Raw genomic sequence first — 20921 nt, forward strand, 5'->3', positions numbered from 1 at the left:
AATGGGCTCTGACCAGCGCCAACACCGAACGGACGGAGACGCGTCATCGCGGACAGAAGCTGACCGCAACAGCTCCTAGGGTGGTGATCAACGGGGGACCGAGCAGCACTGCGAAGGGCGTGGATCATGAGCGAGACCATGACGGTGAACGCGGCGGAGAGCACGGCGGAGAGCACGGCGGCGAAGGCTGCGGAGGACGCCGCCGGGGCCGTCACCGATGAGCGGGCGGACCTGCTGGCGATGCTCGCCCAGCACCGGTACTTCCTGCGCGTCACCACGCGGGGCCTCACGGACGAGCAGGCGCGGCAGCGGACGACCGTCAGCGAGCTGTGTCTGGGCGGCCTGATCAAGCACCTGACCGGAGGCGAACGGGCCTGGACGGACTTCATCGTGGCGGGCCCGTCGGCGATCGGGGACGCGACGGCCATGACCGAGGCCGACTGGCAGCGGCGGACCGACGAATTCCGTCTGCTGCCCGGCGAGACACTGGCCGGGGTGCTGGAGGAGTACGAGGAGCAGGCCCGCATGACCGACGAACTGGTCGCGGCACTGCCCGACTTGGACGCCTCCCAACCGCTCCCGAAGGCGCCCTGGTTCGAGCCGGGCGCTCTCTGGTCGGCGCGGCGGGTGCTGCTGCACCTCATCGCCGAGACCGCGCAGCACGCCGGTCACGCGGACATCATCCGCGAGTCGTTGGACGGCGCCAAGACCATGGGCTGAGCGGCGTACGCGGTACGGGACACGGGGGTACGGGGACAACGCGGACAACGGGAGTACGCGGACAGCGGGAGTACGGGGCCGCGCGCGGTACGGGGGTTCGGGCCATGGGGGGTCTGCCTCGGGGCCGCCCCGGCTTCGCGCTCGGCGCAACCGCACCGCCCCCAAATCTGTTGTCCGCCGTGCGGACCTGGGACAGCATGCCGTAAATGGGATCCCTCCTCCGCACCGAAGCCGCAGCCCGCGCCGCCCTGCTCGACGTACGGTCGTACGCCGTGGCCCTGGACGTCACGCGCGGCGACCGTCTCTTCCGCAGTACGACCACGATCCGGTTCGGCTGCGCGGAGCCGGGCGCGTCGACCTTCGTGGAGATCCAGCCGGAGACGCTGCTGCGCGCCGAGTTGAACGGCAGGCCGCTCGACCTCGCGCGACACGTCGACAACAGGCTGGAGTTGGCGGACCTGGCGGCGGACAACGAGCTGCTGGTCGAGGCCGACATGGCGTACTCGCGTACGGCGGAAGGGCTGCACCGCTTCACCGACCCGGCGGACGGTGCCGTCTACGTGTACTCGGCGTGCGCGCCCGACCTGGCCTCGAAGCTCTTCGCCTGCTTCGACCAGCCGGACCTGAAGGCGCCGTTCACCTTCACCGTGACCGCGCCCGAGGGCTGGACGGTGGTCGGCAACGGCGCGTCGTCCCAACTCAAGGACGGCCGCTGGGAGATCGCGCCGGTCGGCCCGATCTCCTGCTACCTGGTCGCCGTGGCCGCCGGGCCGCTGTACGCGGTGCGCGCCGAACACGACGGCATCCCGCTCGGCTTGTACGCGCGCCGCTCGCTCGCCGCCGAACTCGACCGCGAGGCGGCGGACTTGTTCGCGGTGACCCGAGCGAGCTTCGACCGGCTGCACGGGCTCTTCGAGGAGCGCTACCCCTTCGGCGGCTACGACCAGGTGTTCATGCCCGAGCTCAACTGGGCCGCGATGGAGAATCCGGCCTGTGTCCTCTTCCAGGACGAGATGCTGTTCCGGTCCGCGCCGACCGACACGCAGCGCGCGCTGCGGGCCGTCGTGGTGTGCCACGAGATGTCCCACATGTGGTTCGGCAACCTCGTCACCCTGGCCTGGTGGGAGGACGTATGGCTCAACGAGTCCTTCGCCGAGGTGCTCGGCTACCGCATCGCCGCGGAGTCCACCCGCTACGACAGCGCCTGGACGCTCTTCTCCCGCCGCAAGAGCTGGGGTTACGACGCCGACGAGCGCCCCACCACCCACCCGGTCGCCGCCACCGGAGCGGAGTCCGCGGCCGAGGCGCTGTCCGCCTTCGACGGCATCTCGTACGCCAAGGGCGCCTCCGCACTGCACCAACTCGTGCACTGGATGGGCGACGAGGCGTTCTTCGCCGGGCTCAACAAGTACTTCGCCGCGCACCGTTGGGGCAACGCGAACCTCCGGGACTTCCTCGGCGCGCTCGCCCTCCCCGCCGGCCCGGCGGGCGCACAGGGACCGGACGTGTCCGGCTGGGCCGACGACTGGCTGCGGACGACCGGCGTGGACACGCTGCGCATCGAGGTCGAGGCCGAGGCCGAGGCCGATGTCAAAGCCGAGGCCGACGTCGAGCCTGAGGCCGAGGCCGACGTGGATACGGCGCCCGGCGTCCTGACCTCCGCCGTCCTCGTCAACGACGGCACCCGCCCGCACCGCGTACGCGTCGGCGTGTACGACCGGGACGGCGCGGCGGTCGTCCCGCGCCGACAGTTGGACGTCGAGGTCGCGCCGGGCGGCCGTACGCCGCTGTCCGAACTGGCAGGCGCCCCGCGCCCCGCCCTGCTGCTGCCCAACGACGGCGACTTCACCTGGGCGCGGCTGCGCCTGGACGCGCACTCCGCGGCCACCGTCGCCGCCTCGCTGTCGGCCGTCACGGACGAACTGGCCCGCGCGGTCCTGTGGGAACACCTCCGCGACCTGACGCGCGGCGCCGAGACATCGGCCGCCGCGTATCTGGACCTGGTCGCCGCGCACCTGCCGGGCGAGACCTCGGACTGCGTCGTCGAGGCGGTGCTGGCCTTCGCCGCCGACCACGTCATCGGCCGCTATCTCGCCCCCGCCGACCGGCCCGCCGCGCTCGCCCGGCTCGGCGACACCGCCCGTGCCGTCCTGGCCCGCCCGGCCGCGGCCACGGGCAGGGGTCTGCGGCTGGCCGCCCTGCGCACCGCCGTCGCCACCGCGTCCGGTGACGCGCAACTCGTGCAGCTTGAGGGCTGGTTGGCGGGTGATGACGTGCCGGACGGCATCGCCTTCGACGCCGATCTGCGCTGGTCGGCGCTGGCCCGGCTGGCGGCGGCCGGGGCGGCCGACGAGGAGCGGATCGCGGCCGAGCTGGCGGCCGACCCCGGCAACGTCAGCGAGGTGGGCGCGGCCCGGGCCCGCGCCGCGCTCCCGGACGACGCCGCCAAGGAACGCGCCTGGCACCTGCTCTTCGCCCCGGGCGAGCTGACCATTCATCAGCTCGTCGCGACCGCCGAGGGCTTCTGGCGCTCGGGCGCGCCGGAGGTCCAACGAGCCTACGTACAGGCGTACTTCGAGCGGCTTCCGGCGGCCGGTGAGCGCGGCGGCGCGGTGGTCCAGGCGCTGAGCCGGGCGCTGTTCCCGGTCGGTGCGGCCGACGCCGACACCGTACGCGCGGCCGAGGAATGCCTCGCCCGTACCGATCTGGTCCCGTCCATGCGCCGCCAGCTCGCCGACGGCCTGGACGACCTCCGCCGCGCCCTCGCGCACCGGGTCTGAGCGCGGTTATGCCGAGCGCGGCCCGCCCCTGACCTGAGGGCGGCGTTCCGCTTCCCCCTTTAACGGCGCCTTTTTCTCATTTTTTCTAACGATGCAAAGAGCCGCGAGGCGCGCGGGGACGGCCTCCGGCGGGGAAGGTGCCGGGCCGGAGGACTCCGGTGCGGCCCTCGTATGCCCGCGCGCCTTCGCAGTCCGCACCCCCCGTGCCTCCCCTGTGCCCCATGTGGTGAGCCGTGCCTGGTGTGATCGGGCCGCTCGATTTTTCACAAACTTTGCGCGGAGGGTGGACGGCGCTGAAGCCTGCTGGTTTCATGCTCCCGGTCCAGGTTTCTAACGTTGGAAAGTCGGCAGGGCCCCCAAGGCGCTGTCGTGGAGCCGCACGTCCTCACCCGCTTCCTGGACGCCGAGTTCTCTTACGGAGAGGTGTATCCGCAGTGAGATCAGGCATATCCCGCACAACGAACAGCCGCCGACCGGCGGGCACGACCGGGTCGTCCCGGCTGTCCCGGACGGCCCGGCTGACCGCACTGGTGCCGCTGATACTGGGCGCGGCGCTGCTGACCCCGGCCGCGGCGGGCGCGGCCCCGGCCGCCGCACCGGCCTCGTCCACCGCCGGGGCGTCCGCCGCTCCGGCCGACACCGCTCAAGGTCTGCGCGGCGACTACTACCTGAGTACCGACGCCACCTCGCTCGACTTCGCGCAGTACAGCAGCACCGCGGTCGAGCCGTCCTTGAACGTGCCCGACCTGATCCCCACGCTGCGCGGCTACGCGGGCTCGACGGAGAACGTCGCCGTGCACTGGACGGGCCAGCTCGACGTCCCGGCCGACGGCACGTACACCTTCTACATCAAGGGTGACAACGGCTTCCGGATGTCGCTCGACGGGTCGAGCGTGATCGACCACTGGACGACCGACTGGGACGTGCAGACGACGTCCGAGCCGGTCACCTTGACCGCCGGCGCCCATCAGTTGGCGTTCGACTACAACCAGGGCAACGGCGGCGCGTACATCAAGACGGAGTGGTCGGGTCCCGGCATCGCCCGCCAGGCGATCCCGGACGCGGCGCTGCATCTGCCGGTCGGCTACGCGCCGTCCGACGTGCACGCCGTGGTCGCCCCCTCGGGGAAGACCGCCACGGTGCAGTTGGCGGGCCCGGTCACCGCGGTGCCGTCCGACATCACCAAGCACCTCGCGGTGATCGCGGGCGCGGGCCGGTGGACGCCGGGCGTCTCCGTGAACCCGGCAAACAGCTCCCAACTCCTGCTCACGGCCGGGGAGTCGGACACGCCGGTCTCCCTGCACTCCGATGTGCGGATCAGCTACGACGGCCTCGGCGGCCTGACGACGTCCGCCGGTCCCGTACCGCTCTTCTCGGGTCTGGCGACCAACAACTCCACCTGGTACTTCGCCAGCAAGTACGCCAAGGACGTCGACCCGTCCCACGTGCTCCCGGACTACCCCCGGCCGCAGTTGACGCGGGACAAGTGGCAGAACCTCAACGGGACGTGGCAGTTCCAGGGCACCTCGGAAAGCGCGCCGCTGCCCACGTCGAAGCTGAGCGGCAAGATCCTGGTGCCGTACCCGATGGAGGCGCCGCTGTCCGGCGTCGCCGAGCACCACGACTGGTCGCTGTACCAGCGCACCTTCTCCGTACCCGCCAACTGGCGGATCGGCTCGGGCCAGCGCCTGCACCTGAACTTCGGCGCCGTCGACTACGAGACGTGGGTGTACGTCAACGGCCGCCAGGTCGCCCACCACGTGGGCGGATACGAGGCGTTCACCGCCGACGTCACCGACGCGCTCACCCGCGGCGGGCCGCAGACCGTCCTGCTGAAGGTGAAGGACACCACCGACGACGGCACGCCCGTCGGCAAGCAGTCGCGCAGCCCCAGCGGCATCTGGTACACCCCGACCTCCGGAATCTGGCAGACGGTGTGGCTGGAGCCGGTGGCCGCCGCGAGCATCGACTCCCTCGTCCTGACGCCGAATGTGAAGGACGGCACGCTGTCCGTCACGGTGCGTCCCGCGGCCGGTACGTCGTCCTCCTCGCTGGTGGCCGCCGTCGCGTACGCGGGCCACAAGCCCGTCGGCGCGGCCGTCGGCCGCGCGGGCGCCGAACTGCGGCTGCGCATACCGCACCCGGAGCTGTGGAGCCCCGACCACCCGTACCTGTACAACCTCCAGGTCACGCTCACCAACGGCCGCTCGATCGACACCGTCGGCTCCTACTTCGGCATGCGGTCGATCTCGGTCGGCAAGGTCGGCGGCGTGAACAAGATCGAGCTCAACGGGAAGCCGACGTTCGTCCTGGCCACCCTCGACCAGGGGTTCTGGCCCGACGGCATCTACACCGCGCCGACCGACGCGGCCCTCAAGTCCGACCTCGAACTGCACAAGCAGCTCGGCTTCAACGCGGTGCGCAAGCACATCAAGGTCGAACCCGCCCGCTGGTACTACTGGGCGGACAAGCTCGGCCTGATGGTCTGGCAGGACATGCCGAGCCGCAACACCGGCCCGGACTCCACCCCGGCCAGCGACGCGGCCTTCACCAGCCAGGTCCACGAGATCGTCGACCAGCACATCAGCAGCCCGTCCATCGTCATCTGGACCATGACGAACGAGGGTTGGGGCGAGAAGACCAAGGAAGCCACCGGCGCCCTCGCCGACTCGGTCAAGCAACAGGACCCGAGCCGCCTGGTCGACCCCGCCTCCGGCGTCAACTGCTGCGCCTCCAAGGGTGATTCGGGCCGAGGTGACCTGATCGACTACCACCTCTACCACGGTCCCGCCTCCCCGGCCCCCGACGCCACCCGCGCCGCCGTCGACGGCGAGCACGGCGGCTACTCCCTCACCGTGCCCGGCCACATCCTCGGCGTCTCCGGCGGCCAGAACTACGGTGACGTCCCCACCATCGAGGAGCTCACCAAGGCGTACGTCGCCAACACCGCTCTTCTCGTCCCCGACGCCTCCACCGACCTCTCCGGCTCGGTGTACACCCAGATCAGCGACGTCGAGGGCGAGTTGAACGGCCTCATCACCTACGACCGCGAAGTCCTCAAGGTCCAACCGGGCCCGGTCCGCGACATCAACCGCAGGCTCATCGCCGCCGGCGCCGCGGCAGGCACCACCGGCTGACCCCCCTCCCTCCCCGAGCCCTCGCGGGCGGCCCGCACCCCGGGTCGCCCGCGAGGGCTCTTTCACAGGCGGCGGGCCGCTTCCGCGACCTCAGGCGTGGCGGCCCCACTGGCCGCGGTGGACGACCTCTCGGGGGTCGCGGCGGCGGTCGCGGGTGCGGGGGCTCTGCGGGGGAAGGTCGTCGGCGCGGTAGCCGATGGTGATGCCGCCGAGCGGCGCGTACGCGTCGGGGACGCCGAACTCGTCCCGGAACGGCTGGAGATGCTCGGGCATGATGCCGAAGAAGCAGGCGCCCAGGCCCTCGTCCACGGCGCTCAGCAGCATGAGCAGCGAGGCCATCCCCGTGTCGATGTACCAGTACGGCGCGGGCCAGCGCGCCTCGGCGCGGTCCTCCCAGCCCTTGTCCGGCTCCGCGTACCGTTCGAGGTACGTCGCCTTGTGGGCCAGGGGCACCACGACCAGGGGCGCGTCCTGCATGGTCGGCGTGTTCTCGACCCGCGTGGGCACGAAGGGCCAGAACCGCGCGCGGTCGGCCGCGTCGGTCAGCGCGAGGAACGCCCACCCCTGCGAGAAACCGGCCGAAGGCGCCCGCAGCGCCGACGCGAGAATCCGCTCGGTCACCTCGGGGGCCAACGGCTTGTCGGAGTAGTGCCGGATCATGCGTCGACGGCGGACGACCTCGGAGAATTCCATACCCCCAGATGCTGCCACGCCGCCCCCGCCCCGCGGCACCCGCGGCGCCCGTCCGCCCCCGGCCGTGGTCACCGGAAGGAGCTGGCCCGCCATTCCAGCGCCTCGGGCTCCTCGGTGAACTCCACCAGGTGCTGTCCCGCGTAGCGTTGGAGGGCGTCCCGCACGTCGGCGGGAGTGACGTAGAAGAACTCCTTGCGGCCGTTGACCTGGTTGACCCTGCGCGAGGCGAAGGTCTGGTGGAGCTGGGCCTCGAGGCCGACGGCGTCCTTGCTGAAGATCAGCGCGTGGACGTCGAAGCGGAACGGGACGGAGGCGCCGCTGAGTTCCTGTACGCGTTCGAGCGGTTCGAGCCGCCGGGTCAGGCCGATCTTGACCATGCGGTCGCCGAAGGCTCCGATGTTGGAGATCACGTAGACGTAGCCCGTGCGGATGTTGGCGGCCCGGCTCTCCACGTCGCGCAGCGCGGCCTCGATCTCGGCCAGCTTGGTCTCCATCTCGCGGACCGCCGCGTGGTCGCCGCGCTCCCGCAGCCGCTGGAGCGCGGCCTCGTAATGGCCCTGCTCCTTGCGCAGCTTCTCCCGCTCGCGGTCGAACTCCCGCTGTGCCGCGGCCTCCTCCTTCTCGCGGGCCCGCAGTTCGCGCTGGGCCTCCTTCTCCTCCTCCTTCTTCTGCAGGAAGTCCGAGGCGAGCTCCAACTCCCGTACGCGGGCGTTGTGGTAGCCGTCCGAGATGCGGATGTGCATCGTCGCGCCGAGCTTCGCGATGGTCTCGCGGCTCTTGTAGAGCCGGTCGACCAGCGAGTTCAGGCGGTGCGGACGCATGGTCCGCACGGCGTAGTCCGCCTCCGCGTTGTAGGCGCGCAGCATGAGCTTGGAGAAGTCGCGGACCATCTTCTGGCCCTCGCGCTTGGAGCCGTTGACGGTCCAGTCGGTGGCGGCGAGGACCGCCCGGTTCGTCCGCGCGAGGTTCTTGATCTCCGCCTGCAAGGAGTCGAGACGGCTGCGATACGCGACGGCGTCGTGCAACTGGTGCCGGTAGGAGTAGATCCCCACCTCCTGGAGCAGCGCCGTCTCGTCGGTGGTGACGATCCTGGCCTGCGTCGCGGCGAGGTGCGCCTGCGCCTCGTACGTCTCGCGGCGGTACCTCTCCGCGTCCTTCTGGAGACGCTGGGTCTCCTTCGCCTGCCTGCGGGCGTCGTCCAGGATCTCCTTCGCCACGTCCCGGGCGTCGCGGTGAACGCCCTCGGCCTCCGCCTCGGCTCGCGCCCTCAACTCCGACGCTTCGGTGCGCACTTGGTGGATGAGCCCGGCCACCTGCTCCGCGTTCGCCCCCTGCGACCTGGCGATCCACGCACGTAACTCCGCGACCTCGGAGGACTCGTCACGTCGGCGGCGGCCGAACAGACCGCCGCGCTGCTGCGGCAGGCTTTCACCGCTCCGCGTGACGTCCGCGTCCGCCTGAGCCCACGAAGGTCTCCTGTTCTCCGGCTGGTTGACAGATCGATCCACCACAAGCCCCTCCGACCCCGCTGCGCGCCGAGGCGCTCACCCTTGACGATCTCCACACCGCCGACACGTACCGGCACCGCCGACACGTACCGGCACGCACCGCTGATACGTACGGTCACGCACCGCTGATACGTACCGTCACGCGACGGCTGCGGAGAGGGGTATCTTCCCGGCCGGCCACCCCCCGATACCGGAAAAGTCCCGGCATTGTGACCTTGTCGTAATTGGTGGGGATGAGCCCGCCCCGAAGCTTGGGCGCGCACCTCGGCCGAGGGCGGAACCTCGCGGTCACGGCCGGGGCTGGGGTGGGATGGCGGAGAAAGGGCGGGAAACGGGTACTTGTGGTGGGGGATGGGGGCGTGGTGCCCTGGGGGACTGCGGGGCAACTGGTTCTGAGGAGGTGGGTGAGTCTCATGATCACGCGAATAGTCGCTGTGGCGGCGCTGATTCCGGCCATGGTGGGCACCGCGTCCGGGGTCGCTTCGGCGCAGGCCGAACCGAAGGCGGCGACGGCGGTCGTCACCTTGACCTATGACGCCAGCCAGGCGGGGCAGTGGGCGGCGGCGATCACGCAGGGGGTGCAGAACTGGAACAGCGCGGTGCACAACGTGCGTCTGCAAGCGGCCAGTTCGGCGGGCTCGGCGAACTTCGTGTACAAGGCGACCAGCGGGTGGCCGCAGACGACGTTGGGGCCGATCGTGCCGGGAGGCAGCAGGGGACAGGTGCAGTTGGGGCAGGAGGCGGTCAACGAGGGGTACGACGTGACCCGGATCGCCGCGCACGAGACGGGGCACATCCTCGGGCTCCTCGACCACTACAGCGGCCCGTGCTCGGAGTTGATGTCGGGGCACGGCCCCGGCACGGCGTGCCTCAACGCCAAGCCGAACGCGGCGGAGGCGGCCCAGGTCGACCGCAACTACGCGGGCCGCGCGGCGGCGGTCCGCCCCGAGCGGCAGCAGATCGTGATCGACATCTGGTCCCCCTCGGCGTCCACCGCTCAGCGCTGACCCGTCACCAGACGCGCGGTACGGGCACGGGCTCCGTACCGCGCGTCCGGCATGTCCTGCCGGAAGGCACGTCCGGCCCCAAGGCACGCGCGGCCGGAAGGTTGTAGGAGCCCAGGGACCGAATCGGGCACGGTACGGCCACCGCGGGGACAAGGCGCCGTGACGGATCGGCGGCCCGCCCCAATACGATGGCCCGCTGTCACAGCCGTGCCCTATCGTGCTCATGGTCAGCGCCGCGAGCAGGCCGGGTCCGCATCGGAACCCGCGCTCGGCGGCGCGCCCGCATCGTGCCGGAGGACGTCCGGCCCCGCACGTGTTCCTGGGGGGAACCCACTTTGCTCACCCGTCATGTGGCGGGCGGGACGGCTCTGTCCGTCCTGCTCGCGACCGCGTCCCTGCTCGGGGTCGCGGCCGAACCGGCCGCCGCCGACAGCGCGGCCACCCTGCCGATCACCTCGTACTCCGACATGGTGGTCGACGGCGCGCACCGGCGCGTCTTCATCAGCACGACCGACAACAAGGTCGTCGTCGCCGACTACAACGGCAAGACCGTCGCTCAGATCACCTCCGAGCCGGGCGCCGCCGGGCTCGTGCTGTCCGCGGACTCCTCGACGGTGTACGTGGCGCTCCCGAAGGCCGACGCGATCTCGGCGATCGACACGGCCACCCTGCGCGAGACGGCCCGCTACCCGCTCGGTGTCGCCCCGCGCCACCTGGCGATGACCAGGCACACGATCTGGTTCGGATACGCGGCGGACGGGTCCGCCGACCTCGGCTCCCTGGACCTCGACCCGGAGACCGACCCGACGACCCCGCCGACGACCCCGCCGACGACTCCGCCGCCGACGACCCCGCCCACGACTCCTCCGACGGACGCCCCGACTCCGACCCCGACGGACCCCGAGTCGACGCCGACCCCCACCCCGACGGACACCACGGCCCCGAGCCCCAGCCCGTCGGACACACCGTCGGACACGCCGACCGATACCCCGACCGACACCCCGACCGACACGCCAACGGACTCACCCTCGGACCCGCCGGTCACCACCTCCCCGGCCCCGGACGCCACCACCCCGGCACCCCCCGCCCCCTTCGCCGCCGACACCCCCACCCGGACCACCAACGGCGCCGTCGTCACCCTCGGCCAGGGCGGCCCCCACACCTGGAGCACCGCCCCGATGCTCGCCTCCTCGCCCGGTAACCCGGACGTGGTGGCGGCCGGGACGCCCGTCCAGAGCCCGATGGAGCTCCAGGTCTACGACGTGTCGTCAGGGCACGCCGAGCCCCAGGCGTACCGGTGGAACGCCAACAACGCGGGGAACATGCAGGACATCGCGCTGTCCGCGGACGGCAAGCAGGTACTGGTCGCCAGCGGCGCCCCGTACTTCCAACAGGCGTACCGGACGTCCGACTTGGCCGACGACGGCCGCTACACCACCGACGCGTACCCGAACGCGGTGGCGGTCGCCCCCGACGGGACGATCGCGGCGGGCATCGACGGCGCCTACGAGCCGGACGTCTACATCTTCCGCCCGCGCTCCGACCACCGCGTCCGCACCTACGACTTCGGCGTCGTCGGAAACCCCGGCACCGCCTCCGCCCTGGTGGCGGGCGGCCTCGCGTGGGCGCCCGACAGCAGCCGCCTGTTCGCGGTCACGGCCGACGTCTACGGCCAGCACCCGACCCTGCGCGTGCTGACCGACCCCACCAAGTCGGTCACCGCCGTCACGGTCAGCGCCCCGTCGACCGCCAAGCGCGCCACGAAGATCACGGTCAGCGGCAAGCTGACCGCCACCACGGCGTTCCCCGCGGGCGCCAAGGTCACGGTGACGCGTACCGACCTCACCTCCCCCAAGGGCACGGTCCTCGGCGCCAAGTCGGTCGCGGCCAACGGCACGTTCAGCTTCACCGACACCCCGACCACCGGCGGCGGCGTCACGTACACCGCCACGTACGCGGGCGACGCCACGCACACCGCCGGCTCCGGCAAGCGCGTCGTCCAGGTCTCGCGCCTGGCCACCGCGGCGAGCGTGAAGACCAACCGCGCCACGTACGCCTACGGGTCCACCGCCACCGTCACCGGGCACCTGGGCAAGACCGGCAAGAGCCGCGTGCTCTCGATCTGGGCCCAACCGGCGGGCGGGCAGAAGAAGTTGGTCAAGTCCGCGAAGGTCAACGCGGCGGGCGACCTGAAGGTGACCTACCGGCTCAGCCGCAACACCACCTTCTGGGCCTCGTTCGCCGGTGACGCCGTCTCCGCGCCGAAGTCGGTGACCCGCTCGGTCGGCACGCAGGTCAGTGTCTCGCTGGCCGTGTCCGGCAACTACCGCAAGGGCAAGGTCGGTTCGACCTCGTACTACTGGTTCCACAAGAAGAAGTCCGCGCTGTTCACCACGCACATGACGTACGCCAACGGCCGCTCGCAGCGCCTGGACCTCCAGGTCTACTACAAGGGCCGCTGGTACTCCTCGGGCAGCGAGTACTTCCGGCTGGCGATCACCGGCACCTCGCGGGTGGGGCTCGCGGGACCGGGCGAGTCCGGCATCCGGGCCCGCGTCCGCGCGGTGTACGTCAAGGGCTCCTCGGGCGACCGCCTGAACACCACGACGTCCACGGGGTGGAAGTACCTGTACTACACCAACTGACGGCGCCCGCCCGCGCCGTACGGCCGAAGGCCCCGCTCACCGGAGACGGCGAGCGGGGCCTTTTCGGCAGAGCGCCCCTTCGTCAGGGGGCCTCTTGATCAGCGGGCCCTTTCGTCAAGGGCTCTCGTCGAACTGGCGCGTCAGCGCTTGAAGGCGTAGTCCATCAGCTTCTTGGCGTCCGTCGCCCGCTGGTTCACCGAGCTGGACGACAGGACGGTCCCGATCACGGTGCGGTTGCCGCGGGTGGCGGCGAAGACGAGGCAGTAGCCGGCCTGCGGGCCCGAGCCCGTCTTGAGGCCGATCGCGCCGCTGTAACTGCCCAGCAGCGTATTGGTGTTGGTCCAGGTGTAGTAGCGGTAGCCGTTGCTCTTGGTGGTGGCCTTGGTCTTGATGGAGCGGGTCTTCACCACCGAGCGGAAGTCGGCGCTCTTCATGGCGGTGCTCGCGAGCTTCGTCAGGTCGCGCGGCGTCGAGTAGTTGTTCCCGTTGCCGATTCCGTCGAAGGAGTCGAAGTGGGTGTTCTTCAGGCCCAGCGCCTTGGCGGTGGAGTTCATCTGGCCGACGAACTGCTTGACCCGCGCGGCGCGCGTGGAGCCCACGCCGTACTTGTCGGCCAGCGCGTACGCCGCGTCGCAGCCGGACGGCAGCATCATCCCGTACAGGAGCTGCCGCACGGTGACCTTGTCGCCGACGATCAGGCGCGCCGAGGAGGCGTTCTTGCTGACGATGTAGTCGCTGTACGCCTTCTGGACGGTGACCTTGGCGTTCAGGTTGAGCTTCTTCTGCCGCAGCACCACCTCGAAGGTCATGATCTTCGTGGTGGAGCCGGTGGACCGCTTGGTGTCGGCGGTCTTGGTGTAGTAGGTCGTGCCCGTCGAGTTGTTCATCACGTAGCCGCCCTTGGCCACGATCGGGGGCGGCGCGGGCGTCGCCGCCTGGGCCGTGGAGCCGAGCGCTCCGACGGTCAGTACGGCGCCCGCGGTGACGGCCACCACGGACGTACGACGAATGGCCTTGCTGCCGGTTATCACGTTGATTGCTCCAAATGCCCCTGCGGCGCGGTCACACGAGAGTGTGCGGCTCGAAGGTGAGACGCGCCACCCGGCCGGATGGATGTGGTGCCCGGCCGGTTCTCACCGAGTCGTTATCCACCGGAGATGTGGCGCCCGGTCCGACTCACCTCACGGCTCCCCTCCAACTCCCGTCCCACACCCCTTCACATCGGCCATGGGGGCCGGTCCGCTCCGGCCGACGGGCCACCGGCCGCATGAGGCGAGGCCACGCCCCGGCCCGTGCGCCCGGAGCGCACCTTCTGTGCGGATTCCGTTTGTCCCCCGTACGCCTTTCCCGTGTCTGATGGTGGACGTCCGTGGGCGCTTGCGGGAATACTCCGGCGTGTCCACCGCCATCTCACTCTGCACGCTCCAGTGTTGGGTTGACAACGTTGTCGTCCCGGGGTCGTGCGTGCGTTCCGCGACTCCGGAGAGGCCACATGCCCATCAGATCCCACGCCCCGACGCCGCGCGTGACGCCACCGGGAGCCGCCCGCGGGCACCACGGCCGCCTGCGCGCCACGGTCGCGGCGCTGCTCACCGGGTCGCTCGCCTTCGCCGCGCTGGCGGGCGCCGGTACGGCCGCGGCGGCACCCTCGGCCAAAGCGTCCAACACGTCCCACACGTCCGGCACGTCCGGCGCGACGAGCGGCACCGACTACACCAAGCTCGTCGACCCCTTCGTCTCCACCGCGGGTGACGACGGCAACGACCTGCCGGGCGCCGAGGCGCCGCACAGCCTCGCCAAGGTCAATCCGCTGACCACACCGGGCCGCAACCACACCGGGTACGACTACAACGAGAGCCGCATCGCCGGGTTCACCGCGACGAATCTCGACGGCGTCGGCGGCTCGGGCGGCGGCGGTGACCTGCTGGTCGTCCCGACGTCCGTGCGCTACGACAAGCGCCCGGCGCCCAGCACGTACGCGCACCAGTACAGCCACAACGACGAGACGGCGACGCCCGGTTACTACCAGGTGGGGCTCGGGTCGGTCTCCGGGACCGCCTCGGCGGTGACGCGGGACGCCGGGACCGTCAAGGCCGAGGTGACGGCGACGACGCGTACGGCCCTGGAGCGCTACAGCTTCCCCGACGGCGCCGAGCCCCAACTCGTCCTCGACCTCGCGAACAACTTCACCAGCCGCACCCGCACGACGATGAAGGCGACGACGCTCCCGAACGGGACGACCTCGATCACCGGCCTCATCGCGGGTTCGTTCAACGGCGCCTCGTACCAGCTCTATTACGCCGCCACGACCAATGTCCCGGTGACGTCGCTGAAGAGCTGGGGCAACGACGGCACGCTGGGTGACGCGACCACGCGGGACGGCTCCGACGCCGGAGCGGTCCTCGGATTCGACACGGCGAACGGGCGCGACGTCGAACTGCGCGTCACGCTCTCGCCGATCAGCGCGGAACAGGCCGTGACCGACCAGCGCAACGAGGTCGGCGACCTCACCTTCGACCAGGCGCGCGCGCGGACGAAGGCGGAGTGGAACAGCACGCTCGGCGCGGTCGCCGTCAGCGCCTCCGCGACGTCCGACCCTGGGTCGACGCTCACCAAGGAGTTCTACACGCACCTGTACCGGATGTACGGGCTGCCGGTGAACGCCACCAGCACAAGCGGGACCTACCGCGGCGCGGACGGCGCGGTGCACACCGCGAACGGCTTCACGTACTACGACGGCTGGTCCACCTGGGACGACTTCAGGAAGTACTCGGTCGAGGCGTACATCGACCCGGCCACGTACCGGGACCTGGTGCAGTCGCTCATCGTGCTCTTCGCCGACGCGCAGGCCTCGGGCAAGAGCCTCGGCAGCCTCACCCACTCGGTGCCGACCGTGCGGTGGGAGCGCTCGGCGGTGGTGATCGCCGACGCGCTGTCGAAGGGCTACAAGAACTTCGACCGGCTGGACGAGGCGTATCCGGCGCTGCTGTCGTACTCCGGGTTCTACACGGGCGCGCAGTTGCGCCAGGGATACGTCACCGGTGATCCCGGTACGACGGTCCAACGCGGTTACGACCAGTGGGCGTTGTCCGTCATCGCGGGCGCGCTCGGCAAGGACGCGGACGCCGCCAAGCTGCGCACGCAGTCGACGATGGCGATCGACAACCTGGTGAAGTCCGGTGCCTGGACGGCCGGTGACGGCACCAAGGTCGGTCTGCTGACGCCGCGCGCGTCCGGCGGCGACTGGCAGAGCGCCGACTACGAGAAGTTCGAGGCGGCCGGTCTCTACCAGGGCACGCTCTGGCAGTACCACTGGTACGACGCCTACGACATGGGCGGCCTCATCAAGGCCATGGGCGGCGCCAAGGCCGGAAAGGCCGCCGTCGACCACATGTTCGGCGAGGACTCCGCCCTCGACAACGGCTCGACCATGCTGCACTCCAACGCGAACGAGATCGACCTCCAGGCCCCGTACCTCTTCAACTACGTCGGCGAGCCCAGCCTGACGCAGAAGTGGGTGCGCGCCATCTACACCGGCTCGACCTGGAACCGGTACATCGCGACGGGCTCCACCAACGAAGCCCCCAGCGGCGGCGGCGAGTTCACTCCGCCGGTCAAGACGCAGGTCTACAAGCTCGCCCCGAACGGCTTCCTGCCGACCATGGACAACGACGCGGGCACCATGTCGACCATGTTCGTCGCGGCGGCCCTCGGCCTGTTCCCGGTGACCGCGGGCTCCAGCCAGTTCCAGATCGGCAGCCCGTTCTTCGACTCCACGACGATCACGTACGCCAACGGCTCGCGCTTCACGGTGAAGGCCGGCGGGGTTTCGCCGACGACCTACTACGTGCAGAGCGCGACCCTCAACGGCAAGCGTTTCGGCGACACTTGGCTGGACTACTCGCAAATCATCGCCGGCGGGACCCTCGACTTCACCATGGGCGCCAAGCCCTCCCGGTGGGGCGTCGACACCAAGCCCGCGTATTCGCTGGACACCGACACCGGCCACGGCGGCACCGGAACGGGCAGCACAGGCACCGTCATGTCCGCCCGCCCGGACACCGTCGCCACCGCCGCCGACGGCACCGTCCACGGCAGCGTGAAGCTCACCCTGTCGGGACCGGCGTCCTTCGCCGCCCGCAGCGGCACCAGCCTCACCAGGACCGGCGCGGCGAGCGTGATCGGCCTGCCCGGCGGCGTGACGGCCGACCTCCGGGTGACCGGCTCGCGTACGGCGACGCTGTCGCTCACCGGCACCGCGAAGGTCGACGCGCGCTACGGCATCACCTTCCGCGACGCGGCCTTCGCCCACGGCGTGCGCGCCTCCACGGTGAGCGGCACGGGCATCTCGGCGACCGACCCGCTGACCGTCTCCGCCGCCGCGGTGTACCGCGCCTCGCTCGGCGCGCTCGTCGACCAGGCGTCCCTGGTGCACGGCGGCAACTACTCCGACGGCTCCTGGACGCTGTTCCGTTCGGCGCTGGAGCGCGCGCGGACCGTCCTCGCGGACACCGCCGCCAGGACGGGCACGCTCATGGCGGCGCAGGACGCGCTGCGTTCGGCCGCCGACGCGCTCACCATCGACGAGGGCGGCTACGCCGTACTCCAGGCCGAGGCTCCCGACCAGATGGAGGGCCCCAGCCTCGTGAAGGAGGCGTACTACTCCGACGGCGACCTCGGCGGGGTCACCGAGGGCGCCTGGGAGCGGTACAACAAGCTGGACTTCGGCGGGGTCGCCCCGCGCAGCGTCGCGGTCCGCTACGCCAACTCGCAGGCCACGAGCGCGAAGCCGAGCAGCGTGGACGTGCACGCGGGCGCCGCGGACGGCCCCGTCGTCGCCACCGTCTCCCTGCCCGGCACGGGCAGTTGGCAGACCTACACCACCGTGCGGGCGGCCGTCACCGACCCGGACGCGCTGCTGGCCGCGTCCGGTGCGACGTTCGTCTTCCACGCGCCGTCCGGCCAGCAGTGGGTGTCGAACTTCGACTGGTACCAGTTCTCGCCCGAGGCGGTCTCCTCATCGCCCTCGACCACGCTCGCCACGCTGACGGCGGCCAACAGCACGACGACCGGCGGCGGTTCGCTGCCGCTCAGCCTCGGCAACGGCATCTTCGAGAACACCACGAACGGCGCGTGGGCCCAGTGGAAGGCCGCCGACCTCAAGGACGGCGCCGACACCGTCACCGTCAGCTACGACAAGCCGCAGTCGCGCGCCGCGTCCGACTCGCACCTCGAACTGCACCTCGGCTCGAAGGACGGCGAGAAGGCCGTCAACATCCCGCTCGACTACACCGGCTCCGGCTGGGGAACGCTCGCCACCGCGACCGTTCAGCTCGACCCGGCGGTCTTCACCGGCGTCCAGGACGTGTACGCCGACTTCGTCTCCAGCACCCAGTCGTCCTCGCAGCCGTACGTGGCCAACGTCTACTCGCTGACCCTGACGCGCACCGCCGACGCCCCGGTGGGCTTCGACGCGACCGCGTTCGACTCCAACAGCGGCGGCGGCCTCAAGAGCGAGCCGGTCGGCTGGACCGGCTCCGGCTCCACCACCGACCTCGGCGGTACGTACAACGGCGCCTGGGCCGGCTACGGCGCCGTCGACTTCGGGTCCGCCCCGAAGAACACCGTCACCTTCACCTACGTCAACAACTCCACGCGCTGCGGCACCGGTTCCGCCGTCCAGCTCTACCTGGACTCCTTCGACGCGGCCGATCCGGGGACGCCGTACGCGACCGTCCCGCTGCCGGTCACCGGAAGCGCGTGGTCGTCGGGAGGCACGACGAGCCTGACGCTGCCCACGCCGGTCACCGGCACCCACACCGTCCACCTGCGGCTGCTGACGACGCCGGACTCCTCGCACCCGTACGTCGCGAATCTGGGCCGGATCACCTTCAGCCATGTCGACACGCCCACCGCGACGGACAAGACCGCGCTGCGCGAGGCGATCGACCGGTACGCGGGACTGTCCGGTGACGCGGCGCGCTACGACACGATCGACTTCGGCGTGTTCCGGCGTGAACTCGCCTCCGCGCAAGAGCTGTTGGCCGCCGACGACGCGGCCCAGCTCGAAGTCGACACGCAGACCCGCAGTCTCACCCTCGCCGCCGACCAGCTGATTCCGCTGCCCCGGCTGCGACTTGAGGGCCTGGTCGGCACGGCGTCGGCCCTCGACAACGCGCGCTACACGGACGCGTCGTGGAAGGCGTTCACCACCGCGCTCGCCGCGGCCAAGGCGGCCGTCGCGGACGACAAGGCGACGGACACGGCCCTCACCGCGCGCTACCAGGCCCTCGACCGCGCGATGTCCGCGCTCAGGACGAAGCCCAAGACCGTTCCGGCCGCGCCCGGCGCGGTGTCGGCGACCTCGTCCGGCGTGAGTGTGACCGTCGCCTGGGCGGCGCCGCAGGACACCGGCGGCTCGCCCGTCACCGGCTACCGGATCAGCCTCGGCGACGGCCACCAGGTCGAGATCCGCGACCCGAACAGCCGCGGCACGGTGTTCACCTCACTGCCCGCGGGCCGCTCGTACACCGCGCGCGTCCAGGCGCTGAACGCCGTCGGCGCCTCGCGGCAGAGCGCCGCGACCGCGCCCGTGGTGACCGGCGGCGGCAAGCCGCAGAAGCCGCACGTGACGGGGGTGACCACGGACGGCGGCCACGTCCGGGTGACCTGGCGGGCGGCCGGAGACGGCGGATTCCCGGTCATCGGCTACACCGTGACCCTCGACGACGGTTCCACCGCGCACCTTCCCGCCACGACCGGCACGGCGCTGCTCACGGTCTCGGGCAAGTCCGAGGGCAAGGCGGAGGGCACGACGGCGGGCAAGTCCGAGGGCAAGGAGGAGGGCATTTCGGCGGGCAAGGCGGCGGCCAAGGCCAAGGTCCACTCGGCCACCGTCACCGCGGTGACGCTGGCCGGGACCTCGGACGACCCGGCCGCCGCTCAGGACACGGCGGCCCCGGCGTACACCCCGTCCCCGTTCCCCGACGAGACGCTGAAGGCGAGCTACGCGTCGGACAAGTGGCCCGCGACCGGCGACGGTTCCGACTACTTCACCAATCTCCTCAGCGGTTTCGACCACCTCCCCTCCAGCGTCCTCGGCGCCAACTCCAAGGTCGCTAAGGGCGTGTCACTCACCGCGGAGAACGACGAGATCGCGGTGCGCGTCAACAACGCGGCCACGCAGAAGGAGGTCGACAGGGCCGAGGTCGACGCGACGCACAGCGCCACCGTCACCCTGGCGGACGGCCTCGGCTCCCGGCTCGGCGCGATCTACAGCGACGCGCTGAGCGGCGGCCAACTGCCCAAGACCAACGCCCTGTTCGGCCGGGTCACCCAGGGTCTCGACACCCACGACGCGGCCAAGGACCACTACGGCTACCTGCGCCCGTACGTCCGGCTCGGCTTCGTCGGCGACGGCGGGGACGTCTACGAGTCGCAGGACGGCTCGTACAGCGGCCTCGCCACCAGCGGCTCGTACCCGAGCGGTCACACGTACGGCGGATACGAGGCCGGGACCGTACTGGCCACGCTCCTGCCGGAGTTGGCGCCGTCGATCCTCGCCCGCACCTCGGAGTACGGCGACAACCGGGTCATCCTCGGCTTCCACTACCCGCTCGATGTCATGGGCGGGCGCATCACCGGGCAGGCCACCGTGGCCCACCGATGGGCCGACCCCGACTTCGCGCACCTGCTCACGCAGGCCCACACCGAGATCGAGAACGTGCTGCTCGCACAGTGCGAGAAGCGGGGATACGGCGACACGCTCGCCGCCTGCGCGGGCGATTCCTACGGCGGCCTCACCACGGCGCAGGACATCGACGTCTACACGCAGCGCCTGACCTACGGCTTCTCCCGTACGGGCAAGGCCGGTCAGCCCCTCACGGCGCCGGCCGACGCGGCGGCCCTGCTGATCACCGCGTTCCCCGACCTCACCGCCGGGCAGCGCACCCAGATCCTCCAGCAGACCGCCACCGACTCGGGCTACCCGCTCGACCTCACGGCGGACGGCGCACCGAGCTGGGAGCGGATCAATCTGGCCGCCGCGATGGCCGCGCGCGTCGTGGTCAACCACGACGGCTCGGTCACCGTCACCAACCACGCCGACGCCACGAAGGCGAGCGTCGCCGACGCGAGTGCCCTCAAGGTCGGGGGAGTCGCCGTCGACGGCTTCGACCCCGAGGTCTCCACGTATGTCGTCGACCTCCCCGCCAACGGCAAGGTCCCGGCCGTCACCGCCGTCCCGGCCCAGCCCGGCACCCGGGTCAAGGTCACCGACGGAAGCGCGGTCGTCTCCTCGACCGCGCCGCGCTCCACCACCCGCACCGTCACCCTGACCTCACCCAACGGCTCGGTGACCCGTACCTACACCGTCGCCTTCCACCGGTCCGCGCGGGGCAACGGGCACTGACCGCCCCCCCGATCCGCCTAG

9 protein-coding genes are annotated in these 20921 nt (G+C 71.1%); 6 read left to right on the forward strand and 3 right to left on the reverse strand.

Features of this window, described 5'->3' with window-relative positions; genetic code table 11:
- Positions 1-126: 126 nt before the first annotated feature.
- The 3 genes from ACFY9V_RS03570 to ACFY9V_RS03580 all read left to right on the forward strand — a co-directional run bounded on the left by ACFY9V_RS03570 (position 127) and on the right by ACFY9V_RS03580 (position 6637).
- Positions 127-720, forward strand: a complete 594-nt coding sequence (locus tag ACFY9V_RS03570; protein WP_391159117.1) for a DUF664 domain-containing protein — start codon at positions 127-129, stop codon at positions 718-720.
- 206 nt (positions 721-926) lie between these two features.
- Positions 927-3500 (forward strand): aminopeptidase N, encoded by a 2574-nt coding sequence (pepN, locus tag ACFY9V_RS03575; protein WP_391159120.1) that lies wholly within the window; start codon positions 927-929, stop codon positions 3498-3500.
- A gap of 434 nt (positions 3501-3934) precedes the next feature.
- Positions 3935-6637, forward strand: a complete 2703-nt coding sequence (locus ACFY9V_RS03580) for a PA14 domain-containing protein (protein WP_391159123.1) — start codon at positions 3935-3937, stop codon at positions 6635-6637.
- A gap of 90 nt (positions 6638-6727) precedes the next feature.
- Here the strand turns inward: ACFY9V_RS03580 and ACFY9V_RS03585 are convergent, their stop codons facing one another.
- Positions 6728-7330 carry a nitroreductase family protein gene (locus ACFY9V_RS03585; RefSeq protein WP_355336458.1) on the reverse strand — a complete coding sequence of 201 codons (603 nt, stop codon included), beginning with the start codon at positions 7328-7330 and terminating at the stop codon, positions 6728-6730.
- Positions 7331-7398: 68 nt separating this feature from the next.
- Positions 7399-8838 carry a DUF4041 domain-containing protein gene (locus ACFY9V_RS03590; RefSeq protein WP_391159125.1) on the reverse strand — a complete coding sequence of 480 codons (1440 nt, stop codon included), beginning with the start codon at positions 8836-8838 and terminating at the stop codon, positions 7399-7401.
- A 413-nt stretch (positions 8839-9251) separates the two neighbouring features.
- Here ACFY9V_RS03590 and ACFY9V_RS03595 point away from each other — a divergent pair, with 413 nt between their 5' ends.
- Together ACFY9V_RS03595 and ACFY9V_RS03600 are read left to right on the forward strand one after the other, a co-directional pair.
- Complete coding sequence (locus ACFY9V_RS03595) at positions 9252-9845, forward strand: snapalysin family zinc-dependent metalloprotease (protein ID WP_355336457.1); 594 nt, start codon at positions 9252-9254, stop codon at positions 9843-9845.
- A gap of 335 nt (positions 9846-10180) precedes the next feature.
- A complete protein-coding gene (locus ACFY9V_RS03600; RefSeq protein ID WP_391159127.1) occupies positions 10181-12490 on the forward strand; it encodes a YncE family protein in 2310 nt (769 codons plus the stop codon).
- Between the two features lie 140 nt (positions 12491-12630).
- Here ACFY9V_RS03600 and ACFY9V_RS03605 read toward each other — a convergent pair whose 3' ends face one another.
- A complete protein-coding gene (locus ACFY9V_RS03605; RefSeq protein WP_355336455.1) occupies positions 12631-13521 on the reverse strand; it encodes a serine hydrolase in 891 nt (296 codons plus the stop codon).
- A gap of 461 nt (positions 13522-13982) precedes the next feature.
- Between ACFY9V_RS03605 and ACFY9V_RS03610 the strand changes: the two genes are divergently transcribed.
- On the forward strand, positions 13983-20900 hold the full coding sequence (locus tag ACFY9V_RS03610) for a glycoside hydrolase domain-containing protein (protein ID WP_391159130.1): 6918 nt from the start codon (positions 13983-13985) through the stop codon (positions 20898-20900).
- Positions 20901-20921: the final 21 nt, after the last annotated feature.

The sequence above is a fragment of the Streptomyces sp. NPDC008317 genome, from assembly GCF_042955955.1.
Classification (GTDB): Bacteria; Actinomycetota; Actinomycetes; order Streptomycetales; family Streptomycetaceae; genus Actinacidiphila.

Coding starts and splice junctions, on each gene's coding strand:
- pepN (WP_391159120.1), top strand. CDS start 927: ATGGGATCCCTCCTCCGCACCGAAGCCGCAGCCCGCGCCGCCCTGCTC.
- ACFY9V_RS03610 (WP_391159130.1), top strand. CDS start 13,983: ATGCCCATCAGATCCCACGCCCCGACGCCGCGCGTGACGCCACCGGGA.
- ACFY9V_RS03570 (WP_391159117.1), top strand. CDS start 127: ATGAGCGAGACCATGACGGTGAACGCGGCGGAGAGCACGGCGGAGAGC.
- ACFY9V_RS03585 (WP_355336458.1), bottom strand. CDS start 7,330: ATGGAATTCTCCGAGGTCGTCCGCCGTCGACGCATGATCCGGCACTAC.
- ACFY9V_RS03595 (WP_355336457.1), top strand. CDS start 9,252: ATGATCACGCGAATAGTCGCTGTGGCGGCGCTGATTCCGGCCATGGTG.